The organism is Streptomyces crystallinus (assembly GCF_039521265.1).
Lineage (GTDB): Bacteria > Actinomycetota > Actinomycetes > Streptomycetales > Streptomycetaceae > Streptomyces > Streptomyces crystallinus.
Genome location: NZ_BAAACA010000005.1, coordinates 42,341 through 59,219 on the forward strand (window position 1 = coordinate 42,341; position 16,879 = coordinate 59,219).

A 16,879-nucleotide genomic window follows, 5' to 3' on the forward strand; every position below is an offset into this window, starting at 1 on the left:
GCCAACCCCCACCGGTCCGTGAAAGAGAAGGAAGAACTGGCATGTCCCAGATCCTCGCTGCCTCCGATGGCGTCACCGGCTCCCTCAGCTCCGTCGGTTACGGCCTCGCCGCGATCGGCCCCGGCGTCGGCGTCGGCATCATCTTCGGTAACGGCACCCAGGCCATGGCTCGTCAGCCTGAGGCGGCCGGCCTGATCCGCGCCAACCAGATCCTCGGTTTCGCGTTCTGTGAGGCGCTGGCCCTCATCGGCCTCGTCATGCCGTTCGTCTACTAAGACGAACGACGACTAGACCGATCCGACGAAAGGCACTGATGTGAACCTCACCATGGTTCAGCTGGCGGCCGAGAAGGAAAACCCTCTCGTTCCGCCGTGGCCTGAGCTCGTCATCGGCCTGATCGCCTTCGTCATCGTCTTCGGCTTCCTCGCCAAGAAGCTCCTCCCGAACATCAACAAGGTTCTGGAAGAGCGTCGCGAGGCCATCGAGGGCGGTATCGAGAAGGCCGAGGCCGCGCAGACCGAGGCTCAGAGCGTGCTGGAGCAGTACAAGGCCCAGCTCGCCGAGGCCCGCCACGAGGCCGCCCGCCTGCGCCAGGAGGCGACCGAGCAGGGCACCGTGCTCATCCAGGAGATGAGGGCGGAAGGCCAGCGGCAGCGTGAGGAGATCATCGCTGCCGGTCACGCTCAGATCGAGGCCGACCGCAAGGCCGCCGCGCACTCGCTGCGCCAGGACGTCGGCAAGCTCGCCACCGACCTGGCCGGCAAGCTCGTCGGCGAGTCCCTTGAGGACCACGCCCGGCAGAGCCGCACCATCGACCGCTTCCTCGAGGGTCTCGAGGACAGCGCTTCGAAGGCCGAGGCCACGCGATGAACGGAGCGAGCCGCGAGGCCCTGGCTGCCGCGCGCGAGCGGCTCGACGCGCTGATGGACCACACGTCCGTCGACGCGGCGAAGCTCGCCGAGGAGCTGGCGGCCGTCACCGCGCTGCTCGACCGCGAGGTGTCGCTGCGTCGGGTCCTCACCGACCCGGCGCAGCCCGCCGAGGCCAAGGCCGAGCTGGCCGGGCGCCTGCTCGGCGGTCAGGTCGGCGGCGAGAGCGCCGACCTGGTGAGCGGCATGGTCCGCTCCCGCTGGTCGCAGTCGCGCGACCTGGTCGACGCGCTGGAGGAGCTGGCGAACACCGCCGACCTCACCGCCGCGCAGAAGGCCGGCGCGCTGGACGACGTGGAGGACGAGCTGTTCCGGTTCGGCCGGATCGTCACCTCCAACGCCGACCTGCGCTCCGCGCTGACCCACCGCGCCGCCACCGCGTCCGCCAAGGGCGAGCTGCTGCGCAGCCTGCTCGGCGGCAAGGCCAACGCGGCCACCGAGCGTCTGGTCACGCGGCTTGTGACCAAGCCGCGTGGACGTAGCCTGGAAGCGGGACTCGAGTCCCTCTCCAAGCTCGCCGCGGAGCGCCGGGACCGCATGGTCGCCGTGGTCACCTCGGCGGTGCCGCTGACCGACGTACAGAAGCAGCGCCTCGGCGCCGCTCTGGCGAAGGTGTACGGCCGCCAGATGCACCTGAACCTGGACGTGGACCCGACGGTCCTCGGCGGGATCTCGGTGCGGGTGGGCGACGAGGTCATCGACGGCACCATCGCGCAGCGCCTCGACGAGGCGAGCCGGCGGCTGGCCGGCTGACCTGCCTCGGCAGGTCACCAACAACACAGGCAACACAGCGGCCCGGTTGGGCCGTGCAGAACTTGCAGAAGATTCCTGGGGGTCGCCCCCAGACCCCCTAAGAAGCTTCAGGCCCAACAAGGAGAGCAGGGAACCCAGATGGCGGAGCTCACGATCCGGCCGGAGGAGATCCGGGACGCACTGGAGAACTTCGTCCAGTCGTACCAGCCGGACGCGGCCTCGCGCGAGGAGGTCGGAACGGTCAGCGTTGCCGGCGACGGCATCGCGAAGGTGGAGGGCCTGCCCTCCGCCATGGCGAACGAGCTGCTGAAGTTCGAGGACGGCACCCTCGGTCTCGCCCTCAACCTCGAGGAGCGCGAGATCGGTGCGATCGTCCTCGGCGAATTCAACGGCATCGAGGAGGGTCAGCCGGTGCAGCGCACCGGTGAGGTCCTCTCGGTAGGCGTCGGCGAGGGCTACCTCGGCCGCGTTGTCGACCCGCTCGGCAACCCGATCGACGGCCTCGGCGAGATCGCGACCGAAGGCCGCCGCGCCCTCGAGCTGCAGGCCCCGGGCGTCATGGTCCGTAAGTCGGTGCACGAGCCCATGCAGACCGGCTACAAGGCCGTCGACGCGATGGTGCCGATCGGCCGTGGCCAGCGTCAGCTGATCATCGGCGACCGTCAGACCGGCAAGACCGCGCTGGCCGTCGACACGATCATCAACCAGCGCGACAACTGGCGCTCGGGCGACGTGAACAAGCAGGTCCGCTGCATCTACGTCGCCATCGGCCAGAAGGGCTCGACCATCGCGTCCGTGCGCGGCGCCCTGGAAGAGGCCGGCGCGCTCGAGTACACGACGATCGTCGCCGCCCCGGCGTCCGACCCGGCCGGCTTCAAGTACCTGGCGCCGTACACCGGTTCCGCCATCGGCCAGCACTGGATGTACGCCGGCAAGCACGTCCTGATCATCTTCGACGACCTGTCGAAGCAGGCCGACGCCTACCGCGCCGTGTCGCTGCTGCTGCGCCGCCCGCCGGGCCGTGAGGCCTACCCGGGTGACGTCTTCTACCTGCACTCCCGTCTGCTGGAGCGCTGCGCGAAGCTGTCCGACGAGATGGGCAACGGCTCGATGACCGGTCTGCCGATCGTCGAGACCAAGGCGAACGACGTCTCGGCGTTCATCCCGACCAACGTCATCTCCATCACCGACGGCCAGTGCTTCCTGGAGTCGGACCTGTTCAACGCCGGTCAGCGCCCCGCGCTGAACGTCGGTATCTCCGTCTCCCGAGTCGGTGGTTCCGCGCAGCACAAGGCGATGAAGCAGGTCTCCGGCCGTCTTCGTGTGGACCTGGCCCAGTACCGCGAGCTGGAGGCGTTCGCCGCCTTCGGTTCCGACCTGGACGCCGCGTCGAAGGCCTCGCTGGAGCGCGGCAAGCGCATGGTCGAGCTGCTGAAGCAGGGCCAGTACCAGCCGATGCCCGTCGAGGAGCAGGTCGTCTCCGTCTGGGCCGGCACCACCGGCAAGATGGACGACGTCCCGGTCGCCGACATCCGCCGCTTCGAGTCGGAGCTGCTGGAGTACCTGCGCCGTGAGCGCAAGGAGCTCCTCACCTCCATCGCCGAGGGCGGCAAGATGTCGGACGACACGCTCCAGTCGGTCGCCGACGCGATCACGGCCTTCAAGCGGCAGTTCGAGACCTCGGACGGCAAGCTCCTGGGCGACGACGCGCCGGCCGTCAACGTCTCCAAGTGACGACGGAAGGGACCTGACTCATGGGAGCGCAGCTCCGGGTCTACAAGCGTCGCATCCGTGCCGTCACGGCGACCAAGAAGATCACCAAGGCGATGGAGATGATCGCCGCCTCGCGCATCGTCAAGGCGCAGCGCAAGGTGGCGGCGTCGATGCCGTACGCGACCGAGCTCACCCGCGCGGTGACCGCGGTCGCGACCGGCTCGACCACCAACCACGCCCTGACCACCGAGGTCGAGACGCCGACCCGGGCCGCGGTCCTGCTCATCACGAGCGACCGCGGTCTGGCCGGCGGCTACTCCTCGAACGCCATCAAGCAGGCGGAGCGGCTCACCGAGCGGCTGCGTGCTGAGGGCAAGGACGTCGACGCGTACATCGTCGGCCGCAAGGGTGTCGCCTACTACGGCTTCCGTGAGCGCAAGGTCACGGACTCGTGGACCGGCTTCACCGACAGCCCGGCCTACGCGGACGCCAAGCGCGTCGCGGCGCCGCTGATCGAGGCCATCCAGCAGGACACGGCCGAGGGTGGCGTCGACGAGCTGCACATCGTCTACACGGAGTTCGTGTCGATGATGACGCAGAACGCGGTGGACGACCGGATGCTGCCGCTCAGCCTCGACAAGGCCGAGGAAGAGATCGGTGGGAAGGGCGAGATCCTTCCGCTGTTCGACTTCGAGCCGTCGGCGGAGGACGTCCTCGACGCCCTGCTGCCGCGCTACGTCGAGAGCCGTATCTACAACGCACTGCTGCAGTCGGCCGCTTCCGAGCACGCCGCCCGCCGCCGCGCGATGAAGTCGGCGACCGACAACGCCGGGGACCTCATCAAGAGCCTCTCCCGGCTTGCCAACGCGGCCCGCCAGGCCGAAATCACCCAGGAAATCAGCGAGATCGTCGGTGGCGCCAGCGCCATGGCCGACGCGACCGCGGGGAGTGACAAGTAATGACGACCTCTGTTGAGACGGCCGCCGCCACGGGCCGCGTCGCCCGGGTCATCGGCCCGGTCGTCGACGTGGAGTTCCCCGTCGACGCGATGCCCGACATCTACAACGCGCTGACGGTCCAGGTCGCCGACCCGGCCGAGGACGGCGCGCTCAAGACGCTGACCCTGGAAGTCGCCCAGCACCTGGGTGACGGCCTGGTCCGCACGATCTCGATGCAGCCCACCGACGGTCTGGTCCGCCAGGCCGCGGTGACCGACACGGGCACGGGCATCACCGTCCCCGTCGGTGACTTCACCAAGGGCAAGGTGTTCAACACCCTGGGCGAGGTGCTCAACTACCCCGAGGCGAACGCCGAGGTCACCGAGCGCTGGCCGATCCACCGCAAGGCGCCGAACTTCGACGAGCTCGAGTCGAAGACCGAGATGTTCGAGACCGGCGTCAAGGTCATCGACCTCCTCACCCCGTACGTCAAGGGTGGAAAGATCGGTCTGTTCGGTGGTGCCGGTGTCGGCAAGACCGTGCTGATCCAGGAGATGATCTACCGCGTCGCCAACAACCACGACGGTGTGTCGGTGTTCGCGGGCGTCGGTGAGCGTACCCGTGAGGGCAACGACCTCATCGAGGAGATGGGCGACTCGGGCGTCATCGACAAGACCGCCCTGGTCTTCGGTCAGATGGACGAGCCGCCGGGCACGCGTCTGCGCGTCGCGCTGGCCGGTCTGACGATGGCGGAGTACTTCCGTGACGTCCAGAAGCAGGACGTCCTCTTCTTCATCGACAACATCTTCCGGTACACCCAGGCGGGTTCCGAGGTGTCGACCCTGCTCGGCCGTATGCCCTCCGCGGTGGGTTACCAGCCGAACCTGGCCGACGAGATGGGTCTCCTCCAGGAGCGCATCACCTCGACCCGTGGTCACTCGATCACCTCGATGCAGGCGATCTACGTCCCCGCGGACGACCTGACCGACCCGGCCCCGGCCACCACCTTCGCCCACCTCGACGCGACGACGGTGCTCTCCCGTCCGATCTCCGAGAAGGGCATCTACCCGGCCGTGGACCCGCTGGACTCGACGTCCCGCATCCTCGACCCGCGGTACATCGCGGCGGACCACTACCAGGCCGCCATGCGTGTCAAGGGGATCCTGCAGAAGTACAAGGACCTCCAGGACATCATCGCGATCCTCGGTATCGACGAGCTGGGCGAGGAGGACAAGCTCGTTGTCCACCGTGCCCGCCGCGTCGAGCGCTTCCTGTCCCAGAACACGCACGTCGCCAAGCAGTTCACCGGCGTCGACGGTTCGGACGTCCCGCTCGACGAGTCGATCACCGCGTTCAACGCGATCTGCGACGGTGAGTACGACCACTTCCCCGAGCAGGCGTTCTTCATGTGCGGTGGCATCGAGGACCTGAAGGCCAACGCGAAGGAGCTCGGCGTCTCCTGACGCCGGCCCCGGATCAGTGACGGTGAGGGGGCGGGTGCGTCCCGCCCCCTCACCGCCGCCCACTAGACTTTGACCCAACACCCGGCAGCAACCGCCGGGTGGTGACCCGAGGAGCCCACCTTGGCTGCTGAGCTGCACGTCGAGCTCGTCGCCGCGGACCGCAGTGTCTGGTCCGGCGAGGCCACCCTGGTCGTCGCGCGCACCACGTCCGGCGACATCGGCGTCATGCCCGGTCACCAGCCGCTCCTCGGAGTGCTGGAGTCGGGCCCGGTGACGATCCGTACGAGCGAGGGCGGCACCGTCGTCGCCGCTGTGCACGGCGGGTTCATCTCGTTCGCGGACAACAAGCTCTCCATGCTCGCGGAGATCGCGGAGCTCGCGGACGAGATCGACGTCCAGCGTGCCGAGCGTGCGCTGGAGAGCGCCAAGTCGGCCGAGGACGGCGCCGCCGAGCGCCGCGCCGAGGTCCGGCTGCGTACGGTGTCGGTGCGCTAGCACCCCGCCGAAGAGTTTTGCCCTCAGCCGCGGTCACGGGTCTGGAATCTTCCGGACCCGGCCGCGGCTGAGGTCGATGCAGGCACAAGTGACCGGGGCGATCCCCCGGCCCCGAATGGAGCGAGGAGGTCGGTGTAGATGACCCTCGTTCTGCTTGTGGGCGGCCTGGTCGTCGCGCTGGTACTGGTGGGACTCTTCGTCTTCGGTCTGCGCCGGCGCTTGATCCAGCGTTCCGGCGGGACCTTCGACTGCAGTCTGCGCTGGGACGTGCCGGAGGGCGGCGATCCCAGCGGCAAGGGCTGGGTGTACGGAGTCGCACGGTACAGCGGTGACCGGATCGAGTGGTTCCGGGTCTTCTCCTACGCGCCTCGGCCGCGGCGGCTGCTGGAGCGGTCCGCGATCGAGGTCGTGGCGCGGCGCAAGCCGGCGGGGGAGGAGGAGCTCGCTCTCCTGTCCGACGCGATCGTTCTCGGCTGTACGCACCGGGGCGTGCGCCTGGAGCTGGCGATGAGCGAGGACGCCCTGACGGGCTTCCTGGCCTGGCTGGAGGCGGCGCCCCCGGGCCAGCGCGTCAACGTGGCGTAGCTGTTCCCCACCCCGCCCCTTCCCGAAAGTCCTCTGGCGGACGGCCGGCTGGTTCGTCTGCGGACCGTGCTGGGTTGCTCGCGCAGTTCCCCGCGCCCCTAGGCACCTAGGGGCGCGGGGAACGGTGACACCGGGAGACGGGGACGGGCCGTCCGCCCGGTGTCGTACCAGGAGTTACCTGAGGCCGCTGTCGATCGCCGAGATCAGCTCACCCCCGGCCGTGTCGCCGCTGAACTCCCAGAAGAACGCCCCCTTCAGGCCCTGGGACTTCACGTACGACATCTTCGAGACGATCGTCGACGGCGTGTCGTAGCTCCACCAGTTGGAGCCGCACCGGGCGTACGCCGTGCCCGCGATCGTGCCCGTCGCCGGGCAGCTGTTCTTGAGGACCTTGTAGTCCTCGATGCCCTGCTCGTACGTGCCGGGCGCCGGCCCCGTCGCGGTGCCGCCGGGGGCGTCCTGGGTGACGCCGGTCCAGCCGCGGCCGTAGAACCCGATCCCCAGGTTGAGCTTGCTCGCGGGGATCCCCTTGGCCCGGTACTTCTGGATCGCCGCGTCCGTGTTGAAGCCCGCGATCGGGATGCCGTTGTACGAGGTGAGCGGCGAGTGCGGGGCCGTCGGACCCTTCGCGTCCCAGGCGCCGAAGAAGTCGTACGTCATCACGTTGTACCAGTCGACGTACTGGGCGGCGCCCGCGTAGTCGGCCTGGTCCATCTTGCCGTTGGCGGAGCCGTCGGCCGTCACGGCCGCCGTCACCAGGTTGGCGGAGCCGAACTTGGCCCGCAGCGCGGACAGCAGGTTCTTCAGCGCCGCCTGCCCACTGGTGTCGCAGGAGAGCCCGCAGGCGTTGGGGTACTCCCAGTCGATGTCGATGCCGTCGAAGACGTCGGCCCAGCGCGGGTCCTCGACCAGGTTGTAGCAGGAGTTGGCGAACGCCGTCGGGTTGGCCGCGGCGGCGCCGAAGCCGCCCGACCAGGTCCAGCCGCCGAACGACCACAGCACCTTGATGTTCGGGTACTTCTTCTTCAGCTCGCGCAGCTGGTTGATGTTGCCCGCGACCGGCTGGTCCCAGGTGTCGGCGGTGCCGTCGACGCTGGAGGAGGCGTCGTACGTCTTCTGGTAGTCGGCGTAGGCGTCACCGATGGCGCACTGGCCGTTCGTGACGTTGCCGAAGGCGTAGTTGATGTGGGTGAGCTTCGCGGCCGAGCCCGAGGTGACGATGTTCTTGACGTGGTAGTTGCGCTGGTAGACGCCCCAGTCGGTGAAGTAGCCGAGCTTGACGGCGGAGCCCGGGTCCGGGTTGCCGCCACCGCCCGTGGTGGTGACGGTGACCGAGCCGGAGGAGGGGCCGGTCTGGTCGGCGGTGTCGCGCGCGGTCACGCTGTACGTGTAGGCCGTCCCGGCGGTCAGGCCCGTGTCGGTGTACGTCGTACCGGTCACCGTGGCGACCTTCGCGGAGCCGCGGTAGACGTCGTAGTTCTTGACGCCCTTGTCGTCGGTGGCGGCGGTCCAGGACAGGCCCACCGACGTGTTCGTGACGCCGCTCGCGGTGGGGGTGCCGGGCGCGGAGGGCGGGCTGTCGCCGGGCGGGGTGGTGGTGCCGTCGCAGGAGCCCCCGTTGAGCTTGCATCCCGAAGGGGCGCCGGAGCCGGCGCCGTTGAAGCCGAAGGTGACGCTGGCGCCGGGCGCGAGCGTGCCGTTGTACGACTTGTTCTTGGCGGTCCAGTGGTTGACGTCATGGGTGACATCCGCGTCCCAGAACGAGGTCACGGACGTACCCGAGGGGTAGTCCCACTCCACGGTCCAGGAGCTGAGCGCGGTGGTGCCGGTGTTCTTCACCGTCCACTGGGCGCCGAAGCCGGAGCCCCAGTCCTGGGTCTTGGTGTAGGTGGCGGTCGCCGAGGCGGCGGCCGCGGCGGGGGAGGCGCCGGCCAGGCCGACGAGTGCGGCCAGGGGAAGGGCCAGCGCCGTGAGGGTCGCGGCGGCTCGGGTTCTCAAGCGGGTGCGGATGCGCGTGGGAGTGCTCAAGGAAGCTCCTCGAGTGAGGTCCGACGGGTGTGGGGGTGGGACCCTGCTCCGCCCGGTGAGCACGCGGCGCAAGCGGCCACGCTCACACAGCAGTGCCGTGAGCGTAGAAAGGTCTGGACCAACCGTCAAGAGGTCCAGACCAACGGCCGGAAGGCGCCCTCAGATGCCCAACTCCTGCGCCAGTACGGCCGCTTGGACCCGGCTGCGCAGCTCCAGTTTGCCCAGCAGCCGACTGACATGCGTCTTCACCGTGGCCTCGGCCATCGCCAGCCGCTCCGCGATCTCGGCGTTCGAGAGCCCCTCGCCCAGACAGGACAGCACCTCGCTCTCCCGCCGGGTCAGCGTGTCCAGCGCGGCCGGCCGCCGGACGGCGGGCCGTGCCGCCGGGGCCGCGAACTCCGCGATCAGCCGCCGGGTCACGGCCGGGGCGATCATGCCCTCGCCGCGCGCCACCGTCCGTACCGCCTCGATCAGATCCCGGGCCTCGGTGTTCTTCAGCAGGAACCCCGCCGCCCCCGCCCGCAGCGCCCCGAACACGTACTCGTCGAGGTCGAACGTCGTCAGCACCAGCACGTCCGCCAGCCCCTCCGCGACCACCTGACGGGTCGCCGAGACACCGTCGAGCCGGGGCATCTGCACATCCATCAGCACCAGGTCCGGCCGGAGTTCACGGGCCAGACGCACCGCCTCCTCACCGTCCGCCGCCTCCCCGGCCACCTCGATGTCCGGGGCGCTGCCCAGGATCAGCACCAGACCGGCCCGTACCGACGACTGGTCCTCCGCGACCAGCACCCGGATCGTCATCCCTGCGACTCGCCTTCCCCAACGGGCAGTTCGGCCCGTACCCGCCAGATCTTGCGGCCGTCCGCCGACGGCTCGGGCCCCGACTCGAAGGTCCCGCCGAGCAGGGCGGCCCGCTCCCGCATCCCCACAAGCCCCGCCCCCGAGCCCGGCGCCCTCGGCCCCGGTCGCTCCCCGTCACCGTACGGGCTGGCCACCTCGACGGTCAGGGCCCGCCCGGTGTGCGCGAGGTGGACGGTGACCGCGCCGGGGGAGGCGTGCTTGAGGGCGTTGGTCAGCGACTCCTGGACGATCCGGTACGCCGCGAGCTCGACCGGGGCGGGCAGCGCGGCCCCGGCCGGGCGCTCGTCCTTCAGCGTGAAGCCGAGTCCGCTGGAGGCGCCGTTGGTACGCGCCTGGGCGACCAGCGCGTCCAGCCCGGCCAGCGTGGGCGCGGCGGCCGGTTCGGTGGCCGCGCCGCTGTCCCGCAGCAGCCCGATCAACCGGCGCATCTCCGCGAGCCCGTCCACGCTGTTGGTCCGGATGACCGTGAGCGCCCGGCGGGTGGTCGCCGGGTCGTCCAGCGAGAGCGCCGCGGTGGAGTGGATCGCGATCGCCGAGAGGTGGTTGGCGACCATGTCGTGCATCTCGCGGGCCATCCGGGCGCGCTCGGCCACCACCGCCTGGGTGCGGTCGATCTCGGCGAGCAGCGCGGTCTGCTCGGCGCGCAGGGTGGCCGCCTCGGCGGCGTCGCGGTGGTTGCGCACCAGCGCGCCGGTGGTGGCGGGCGCGAACGAGACGATGCCGGTGAGCAGACCGATCAGCAGGGCCTCGGGCTTGTGCAGCCACGCCAGGAAGCCGATGGCCACCGCGACCGAGAGCAGCCCGGTGGTGACGGGGATGCGGCGGGCGGCGGCCGGGGTGCCGTACAGGACGGCCGCGTAGACCAGATCCGTGAACATCAGCACCGTCACCACGCTGCCGAGCGTGAACTGGTCCGCGATGATCGCGAAGGTGCCGGTGACCAGGGCGAACCGGGGGGCGGTCCGGCGTACGAGTTCGAGGGCGGCCGTCACGGCCAGCGGCAGCAGCACCCACGCGCCGCCGAACGGGCGCCCGCCCTGGGTGTGCAGCCCGAGCGCCCAGCCCGCCAGACCGGTCAGCAGGCCGACGACGGCGATGATCACGTCGTGCCGGTGCGGGCGGCGGCGGAAGAGGTTCACGTTCCCATGAAACACGGGGCCGGGGACGGGGGCCTCCACGCACGGGGCGATCCGGCACTACATCGAAGGGTGCAGTGCCGTTTCCTCACTGCCGACGACGAGCGGGCCCGATCGCGGGCCGACGCTGGAAGGGAGTCCGGGGAAACGGGGAACCGGGGAAACGGGGAACACCGTGATCGTCACACTGATCGTCGTCTGCGAGGTCGGCTTCTGGGTGCTGCTGGCCGGCGGCCTGGCCCTGCGCTACCTCGCGAAGATGCCGAGGGCGTCGGTGGCGGTGCTGCTGTGCGAGCCGCTGCTGGAACTGCTGCTCCTGGTGGTCACCGTGGTCGACCTCAAGAACGGGGCCGACCCGGACTGGAAGCACGGTCTCGCCGCCGTCTACATCGGCTTCTCGGTCGCCATGGGCCACTCCCTGGTGAAGTGGGCCGACGCCCGGTTCGCCCACCGCTTCGCGGGCGGCCCGCCCCCCGCCAAGGCGCCGGCGGGCGGCACGGCCCGCACGCTCCACGAGTGGAAGACCGCGGGGCGCTGGACGCTCGCCGCCGCCCTCGCGATCGGGCTGCTCCAGGGCGGGATCTGGTACGTCGGCGGCGACGGGAACGTGGACTCGCTGCGGATGTGGCAGCAGCGGATGCTGTGGCTGATCGGCATCAACCTGATCATCGCGCTGAGCTACACGCTGTTCCCGAAGAAGGCCGAGGCGGTCCGCCCGCGCCGCTGAGCGCCGTCCTACCGCTCGCCGCCGGGGACCCACAGCACGTCCCCGGTCGCCACGTTCGCCGTCCTCGCGAGGATGAACAGCAGGTCGGAGAGGCGGTTGAGATACGTGGCGGTCAGCGGGTTCATCGTCTCGCCGTGCACCTCGAAGGCCGCCCAGGTCGAGCGCTCGGCGCGGCGCACCACCGTGCACGCCTGGTGCAGCAGGGCCGCGCCCGGGGTGCCGCCCGGCAGGATGAAGCTGCGCAGCTTCTCCAGCCGCTCGTTGAACCGGTCGCAGTCCGCCTCAAGCCGGTCCACGTAGAACTGCTCGACCCGCAGCGGGGGGTACTTCGGGTCCTCGACCACCGGTGTCGACAGGTCCGCGCCCACGTCGAACAGGTCGTTCTGCACCCGGGTGAGGACCCCCACGACCTCCTCGTCGAGGCCGCCCAGCGCGATCGCCGTGCCGATCACCGCGTTCGCTTCGTTGGCGTCCGCGTACGCCGAGATCCGCAGATCCGTCTTGGGCGTACGGCTCATGTCGCCCAGGGCCGTGGTGCCCTTGTCGCCGGTGCGGGTGTAGATGCGCGTCAGATTGACCATGGGGTCAGCCTAGTTACGCGGGGGCCGTCCGCCACGCTTCTGTGCCGACCGTCACGGCCCGCCTCGCGGTACGGACATTCCCCGCCCAAGTACGCGGTACGGGACGAGCGATGGGGTCCGTACGGGCCCCCGATGAGACGCCGCTCACCCGTCTTGGTGTGATGTCCGTCATCTGAGACGTGACGCGCATCTCTTAGGGCTCCCAAGACGCCTCACGGCCGATAGCCTCCGCCGGAGAGCCGTATCAGTAAGCCGTCAAAGGGGTGTGAAGTGGCCAGGAAGCTCGCCGTCATCGGGGCCGGACTCATGGGTTCGGGCATCGCGCAGGTCTCGGCCCAGGCGGGCTGGGACGTCGTCCTGCGCGATGTGACCGACGAGGCGCTGGCCCGTGGCACCGACGGCATCAAGGCCTCGTACGACAAGTTCGTGAGCAAGGGCAAGCTGGCCGCCGAGGACGCGCAGGCCGCGCTCGCCCGTATCACCACCACCACCGACCTGGACGCCGCCGCCGACGCCGACGTCGTCGTCGAGGCCGTCTTCGAGAAGCTGGAGGTCAAGCACGACATCTTCCGCGCGCTCGACAAGATCGTGCGCCCGGACGCCGTGCTCGCCTCCAACACCTCCGCCATCCCGATCACCAAGATCGCGGCGGCCACCGAGAACCCCGAGCGGGTCGTCGGTGTGCACTTCTTCTCGCCGGTGCCGATGATGCAGCTCTGCGAGCTGGTGCGCGGCTACAAGACGAGCGACGAAACCCTGGCCACCGCCCGGGAGTTCGCCGAGTCCGTCGGCAAGACCTGCATCGTCGTCAACCGCGACGTCGCCGGGTTCGTGACCACCCGCCTCATCTCCGCGCTCGTCGTCGAGGCGGCGAAGCTGTACGAGTCGGGCGTGGCCACCGCCGAGGACATCGACCTCGCGTGCAAGCTGGGCTTCGGCCACGCGATGGGCCCGCTGGCCACCGCCGACCTCACCGGCGTGGACATCCTGCTCCACGCCACCAGCAACATCTACACCGAGTCCCAGGACGAGAAGTTCGCGCCGCCGGAGCTGATGCGCCGGATGGTTGACGCGGGTGACATCGGCCGCAAGAGCGGGCAGGGCTTCTACAAGCACTGACTGACACACCCTCACCTCCCCTCGCCCCGGAATCACTCCATGGGGTGAATTAGGTATCGGTTCGCTTACAGACGGCAACTTCCCTGCGGTCTGTGCAGTCAGTTGGTGCAGTAAGAGACGACAGGCAGACAGGCATACGGAGCACTCCGGGGAGTTCATATGCACATCAGGGGCGACCACGTCGAGCTGGTCGTCGGGGGCCGCCTCGACGTCCGCAGCGCGGCGGACGCCCGTACGGTCCTGCACTCGGCCGTCGACGACGGAGCCGGCGACCTGGTGCTCGACCTGACCGAGCTGGACTCCTGGGACGCCACCGGCCTCGGCGTGATCATGGGCGCCCACCGGCGGGCCGGCCGCTGCGGCCGGCGGCTGGTGCTGCGGGGCGTGCCGCCCCAGATGCAGCGCCTGCTGGTGGCGACCCGGCTGCACCGCATCCTCGCCATCGAGGGCGGCATCGCGGCGGAGGCACTGCCGCGCGTGTGAACGCAGGCTGCGCCACCGTCGTACGAGTCTCGCCGCGGCCTGGTGGGCACGGCTTGTGCGGCACTTGTGCAGAAGATGTGGAAGCCGGTCCTCCGCACGCAATCCTCACCGGACTGTGACGCTCTGGGCGGGGTGGCACCCCGCCCGTTCGGCGATACTGGGCGAAGGTTTAGGGTGCGGTCTCCCGCCGGTCGACATCCCTGCGGCGGGTACCGGACCAGAGCGACAGCGCAGTGCGTAGCGGCCGGGTGGGGCAAGGTTGACGCAGGCGCATCTGGGGGGCTTTCACCATGAACCCGATGGACACCCGGGGACCGGACGAGTTCGACGACGAGCAGGGCGGACCGGGCACGGGTACGGCCGCGCCGCGCAAGGACCGCGACGCCGTCACCCCCGAGCTCGGCGCCCGCGCCGCCTCACTCGCCCGCACCGTCCAACTGGTCTCGGGCGACTTCCTGCTCACCGTCAACCCGGTCGACGGCAGCGAGATCGAGCCCTGCCCGCCCGGTGAGATACCCGGCCGCCCCGAACGCCGCTCCACCGCCGAACGCATCGAGCGCGAACGCTCGCTCAAGCCGCCGGTGCCCGCCGGGCCCGCGGCGCCGGCGCCCGCCCTGCTGGAGCGCGGCGAGGAGCGCGAGCGCCTGGTGCGGCTGCTCGGCCGGGGCCGCTCCGTACGGCTGACCGGCCCCGCGGGCTCCGGGCGCACGGTCCTGCTCGACGCGGTGGCCGCCGACTGCGACCGGCTCGCCCCCGACGGCGTCATCCGCCTCAGCGGCCACCGCCGCACCCCCCAGGAACTGCTGCACGAGCTGTACGCGACGGTCTACCGCGCCCCGCTGTACCGGCCCGACCGGGCCGGGCTGCACGACCAGGTGCGCGAGATCGGGGCGATCGTCGTCATCGACGACCTGGAGTTCGGCGGCGCGGCCGTCGAGGAGCTGCTCGCCGCGGCCCCCGAGTGCGCCTTCCTGCTCGCCGCGACGCCCGAGGTCGCGGCGCCGCCCGCCGAGTCGCACCTCGAAGAGGTCTTCCTGACCGGCCTGGGCCGCAGCGCCTCGCTGGAGCTCCTGGAGCACGCCGTGGACCGGCCGCTCAGCGACGAGGAGGCCAACTGGGCGGGCGACCTCTGGTTCGAGTCGGAGGGGCTGCCGCTGCGGTTCGTGCAGGCGGGCGCGCTGCTGCGGCAGCGCGACGGGCTGCGCGGCGCGGGCGTGCCGCTGGACGAGTTCGGGCTGCCGGTGGAGGAGCCCGGCGAGCTCTCCGTCTTCTCGGCCGAGGGCCGCGAGGTGCCGCTGCCGTCGCTCGGCGAGGGCGCCGCCCCCGCCGCGCCGCTCGCGGCCCGGCTCGGCCAGGCCGCCCGGGAGACCCTGCGGTTCGCCGTCGCGCTCGGCGGCGAGGTGCCGCACCAGGCGCATCTGCCCGCGCTCGTCGGCGACACCCACGCGGACGCCGCACTCGGCGAACTGCTCGGCTGCGGGCTGCTCTCCCCGGTCGGTACGCGCTACCGGCTCGCGGCGGGCGTGCTCACCCAGCTGGAGGCGGCCGGATACGGCGAAGCCGCGGGGGAGCGGGCGCACACCGCCGCCCAGCACTACGCCTGGTGGACCGGGCACCCCTCGGTCACGCCCGACCGGGCGGCGGCCGAGGCGGACGCGGTGCTGGCGGCGCTGGGCGCGCTGGTGCCCGGCGGCGAGGCCGCGCACCCCGCCACCGCCGTGAAGCTCGCCCGCAGCGCGGCGCCCGCGTTCGCGGCGGGGCTGCACTGGGGGGCGTGGGAGCGGGCCCTGCGGATCGGCTCGGCCGCGGCGCGGCTCACCGGTGAGGTGGCCGAGGAGGCGTACTTCCACCACGAGCTCGGTGTCCTCGCGCTCTGCGCCGGGAACGTCGACCGGGCCCGTGCCGAGCTGGAGGCGTCCATCGGGCTCAAGGGCGCGCTGTCCGACAAGCGGGGCACGGTCGCGGGGCGCCGCGCGCTGGCCCTGGTGGAGGACCGCTCGGGCGGCCCGGTGGTCTCCGGCGGGCGCACCCCGTCCGGCGACGAGGTCCCCGCGGCCCGCTACGAGGAGTCCCAGTCGCCCCCGGCCGGCATCCCGGCGGCCCCCGAGACGATGCCCACGGTGCTGATCCCGTCCACGCCGCCCCCCACCAAGCGCACGCTCTTCACGGGCACGCGCCGCAATCTGGTGGCGGCGGGCGCGGGGGCGGTACTGGCGGCGGTGCTGGGAACGGTGGTCACGCTGGGCGCGACGTCCGGCTCCGACGCGCCCGGCGACAAGGTCGAGCAGCGGCCGCAGTCGGCGAACGAGGGCGGCGAGGATCCGGGGCTGCCGGCCGACGCGCCGACGTCGCCGTCGGCGACGCACCGGGGCGGGGCCGGGGATGGAGGTGGAGGCGGGGGGACGACGCCGCCGTCCCGGGCGACGACGCCGGGCTCGACGTCCCCGACGTCGCCGTCCTCGGTGCCCTCGTCGTCGCTGACGACACCCCCCGGCAAGCCGTCGACTCCGTCCAGCAAGCCGCCGAAGCCGAGTGGGAAGCCGTCTACGAGTACGGGCGGGTCGTCGACGGTGGGTGGTTCTACGGGGTCGGGTGGTTCGTCGACGAGTGGCGGCTCCACCACGGGTGGGAGCACGTCCTCGACGGGTGGGTCGACCACGGGTGGGCCGACGGGCGGCAGCACTACTGGTTCGACGGGGTCGACCGGTTCGACGACGGGTGGGCCGACCGGTGGGACGGATACCGGCGGGTCGACCACGACGGGTGGGACGGGTACGGGCGGGACGTCCACAGGGGGAAGCACGACGGGGGAGACGACGACTGGTGGGACGGCGGCGTCCGGGGGTACGTCCCCGAGTGCGTCGGTGTCGCCTACGGCGTAGCCCCCACCCCGCCCCTTCCCGAAAGCCCTCGGGCGGGCGGCCGGGCCGGGACTTCGCCCCCGGACCTCGTGCTTTGGCTGCGGACCGTGCTGGGTTGCTCGCGCAGTTCCCCGCGCCCCTAGGCAGTTAGGGGCGCGGGGAACTGCGCGAGGAGCGGCCACCGGCCCGCGGACGAAAACGGGG

At 71.1% G+C, this 16,879-nt stretch carries 16 protein-coding genes; 12 read left to right on the forward strand and 4 right to left on the reverse strand.

The genetic code is table 11. The features are described from left to right. The first annotated feature begins 41 nt into the window (after window positions 1-41). The 8 genes from atpE (at window position 42) to ABD236_RS03190 (ending at window position 6,876) form a co-directional block, all read left to right on the forward strand. Window positions 42-275 carry an ATP synthase F0 subunit C gene (gene atpE, locus ABD236_RS03155; protein WP_344069828.1) on the forward strand — a complete coding sequence of 78 codons (234 nt, stop codon included), beginning with the start codon at window positions 42-44 and terminating at the stop codon, window positions 273-275. 52 nt (window positions 276-327) lie between these two features. Then, window positions 328-870 carry a F0F1 ATP synthase subunit B gene (locus tag ABD236_RS03160; protein ID WP_344070103.1) on the forward strand — a complete coding sequence of 181 codons (543 nt, stop codon included), beginning with the start codon at window positions 328-330 and terminating at the stop codon, window positions 868-870. Continuing rightward, the gene (locus ABD236_RS03165) at window positions 867-1,682 is read left to right on the forward strand and encodes a F0F1 ATP synthase subunit delta (protein ID WP_344069830.1); all 816 of its coding nucleotides are present in this window, start codon (window positions 867-869) and stop codon (window positions 1,680-1,682) included. Before ABD236_RS03160 ends, ABD236_RS03165 begins: the two co-directional genes overlap by 4 nt. Window positions 1,683-1,820: 138 nt before the next feature. Further along, window positions 1,821-3,416: a F0F1 ATP synthase subunit alpha gene (gene atpA / locus ABD236_RS03170; protein WP_344069832.1), complete on the forward strand. Its 1,596-nt coding sequence runs from the start codon at window positions 1,821-1,823 to the stop codon at window positions 3,414-3,416. Window positions 3,417-3,436: 20 nt separating this feature from the next. Next, window positions 3,437-4,354: a F0F1 ATP synthase subunit gamma gene (locus tag ABD236_RS03175; protein WP_344069834.1), complete on the forward strand. Its 918-nt coding sequence runs from the start codon at window positions 3,437-3,439 to the stop codon at window positions 4,352-4,354. Continuing rightward, entirely contained in the window at window positions 4,354-5,796 is a 1,443-nt protein-coding gene (atpD, locus tag ABD236_RS03180; RefSeq protein ID WP_344069836.1) for a F0F1 ATP synthase subunit beta, read from the forward strand. Before ABD236_RS03175 ends, atpD begins: the two co-directional genes overlap by 1 nt. A 120-nt stretch (window positions 5,797-5,916) precedes the next feature. After that, window positions 5,917-6,291 (forward strand): F0F1 ATP synthase subunit epsilon, encoded by a 375-nt coding sequence (locus ABD236_RS03185; RefSeq protein ID WP_344069838.1) that lies wholly within the window; start codon window positions 5,917-5,919, stop codon window positions 6,289-6,291. Between the two features lie 138 nt (window positions 6,292-6,429). Further along, window positions 6,430-6,876, forward strand: coding sequence for a DUF2550 domain-containing protein (locus ABD236_RS03190; RefSeq protein WP_067163959.1), 447 nt, complete (start codon window positions 6,430-6,432; stop codon window positions 6,874-6,876). 174 nt (window positions 6,877-7,050) lie between these two features. Here ABD236_RS03190 and ABD236_RS03195 read toward each other — a convergent pair whose 3' ends face one another. The 3 genes from ABD236_RS03195 to ABD236_RS03205 all read right to left on the reverse strand — a co-directional run bounded on the left by ABD236_RS03195 (window position 7,051) and on the right by ABD236_RS03205 (window position 10,907). Further along, the gene (locus ABD236_RS03195; protein ID WP_425543807.1) at window positions 7,051-8,904 is read right to left on the reverse strand and encodes a glycosyl hydrolase family 18 protein; all 1,854 of its coding nucleotides are present in this window, start codon (window positions 8,902-8,904) and stop codon (window positions 7,051-7,053) included. Between the two features lie 159 nt (window positions 8,905-9,063). Continuing rightward, window positions 9,064-9,708 (reverse strand): response regulator, encoded by a 645-nt coding sequence (locus ABD236_RS03200; protein WP_344069841.1) that lies wholly within the window; start codon window positions 9,706-9,708, stop codon window positions 9,064-9,066. Continuing rightward, window positions 9,705-10,907, reverse strand: a complete 1,203-nt coding sequence (locus ABD236_RS03205; protein ID WP_344069843.1) for a sensor histidine kinase — start codon at window positions 10,905-10,907, stop codon at window positions 9,705-9,707. Before ABD236_RS03205 ends, ABD236_RS03200 begins: the two co-directional genes overlap by 4 nt. 172 nt (window positions 10,908-11,079) lie before the next feature. On the opposite strand from ABD236_RS03205, the gene ABD236_RS03210 reads away from it, so the two are divergent. Further along, window positions 11,080-11,631: a hypothetical protein gene (locus ABD236_RS03210; RefSeq protein WP_344069845.1), complete on the forward strand. Its 552-nt coding sequence runs from the start codon at window positions 11,080-11,082 to the stop codon at window positions 11,629-11,631. Between the two features lie 8 nt (window positions 11,632-11,639). Here ABD236_RS03210 and ABD236_RS03215 read toward each other — a convergent pair whose 3' ends face one another. Then, window positions 11,640-12,212, reverse strand: a complete 573-nt coding sequence (locus ABD236_RS03215; RefSeq protein WP_344069847.1) for a cob(I)yrinic acid a,c-diamide adenosyltransferase — start codon at window positions 12,210-12,212, stop codon at window positions 11,640-11,642. A gap of 270 nt (window positions 12,213-12,482) precedes the next feature. Here ABD236_RS03215 and ABD236_RS03220 point away from each other — a divergent pair, with 270 nt between their 5' ends. The 3 genes from ABD236_RS03220 (at window position 12,483) to ABD236_RS03230 (ending at window position 16,696) form a co-directional block, all read left to right on the forward strand. Further along, window positions 12,483-13,331, forward strand: coding sequence for a 3-hydroxyacyl-CoA dehydrogenase family protein (locus ABD236_RS03220; protein ID WP_344069849.1), 849 nt, complete (start codon window positions 12,483-12,485; stop codon window positions 13,329-13,331). A 159-nt stretch (window positions 13,332-13,490) separates the two neighbouring features. Beyond that, window positions 13,491-13,814, forward strand: coding sequence for an STAS domain-containing protein (locus ABD236_RS03225; protein ID WP_067163978.1), 324 nt, complete (start codon window positions 13,491-13,493; stop codon window positions 13,812-13,814). A 290-nt stretch (window positions 13,815-14,104) separates the two neighbouring features. Beyond that, the gene (locus ABD236_RS03230) at window positions 14,105-16,696 is read left to right on the forward strand and encodes a P-loop NTPase family protein (RefSeq protein ID WP_344069852.1); all 2,592 of its coding nucleotides are present in this window, start codon (window positions 14,105-14,107) and stop codon (window positions 16,694-16,696) included. Window positions 16,697-16,879: the final 183 nt, after the last annotated feature.

What these genes read in the sequence shown, in the direction of transcription:
- atpA (WP_344069832.1), top strand. Translation starts at nt 1,821, where the DNA reads ATGGCGGAGCTCACGATCCGGCCGGAGGAGATCCGGGACGCACTGGAG.
- atpD (WP_344069836.1), top strand. Translation starts at nt 4,354, where the DNA reads ATGACGACCTCTGTTGAGACGGCCGCCGCCACGGGCCGCGTCGCCCGG.
- ABD236_RS03175 (WP_344069834.1), top strand. Translation starts at nt 3,437, where the DNA reads ATGGGAGCGCAGCTCCGGGTCTACAAGCGTCGCATCCGTGCCGTCACG.
- ABD236_RS03200 (WP_344069841.1), bottom strand. Translation starts at nt 9,708, where the DNA reads ATGACGATCCGGGTGCTGGTCGCGGAGGACCAGTCGTCGGTACGGGCC.
- ABD236_RS03160 (WP_344070103.1), top strand. Translation starts at nt 328, where the DNA reads ATGGTTCAGCTGGCGGCCGAGAAGGAAAACCCTCTCGTTCCGCCGTGG.
- ABD236_RS03165 (WP_344069830.1), top strand. Translation starts at nt 867, where the DNA reads ATGAACGGAGCGAGCCGCGAGGCCCTGGCTGCCGCGCGCGAGCGGCTC.
- ABD236_RS03230 (WP_344069852.1), top strand. Translation starts at nt 14,105, where the DNA reads ATGAACCCGATGGACACCCGGGGACCGGACGAGTTCGACGACGAGCAG.
- atpE (WP_344069828.1), top strand. Translation starts at nt 42, where the DNA reads ATGTCCCAGATCCTCGCTGCCTCCGATGGCGTCACCGGCTCCCTCAGC.
- ABD236_RS03190 (WP_067163959.1), top strand. Translation starts at nt 6,430, where the DNA reads ATGACCCTCGTTCTGCTTGTGGGCGGCCTGGTCGTCGCGCTGGTACTG.
- ABD236_RS03225 (WP_067163978.1), top strand. Translation starts at nt 13,491, where the DNA reads ATGCACATCAGGGGCGACCACGTCGAGCTGGTCGTCGGGGGCCGCCTC.
- ABD236_RS03215 (WP_344069847.1), bottom strand. Translation starts at nt 12,212, where the DNA reads ATGGTCAATCTGACGCGCATCTACACCCGCACCGGCGACAAGGGCACC.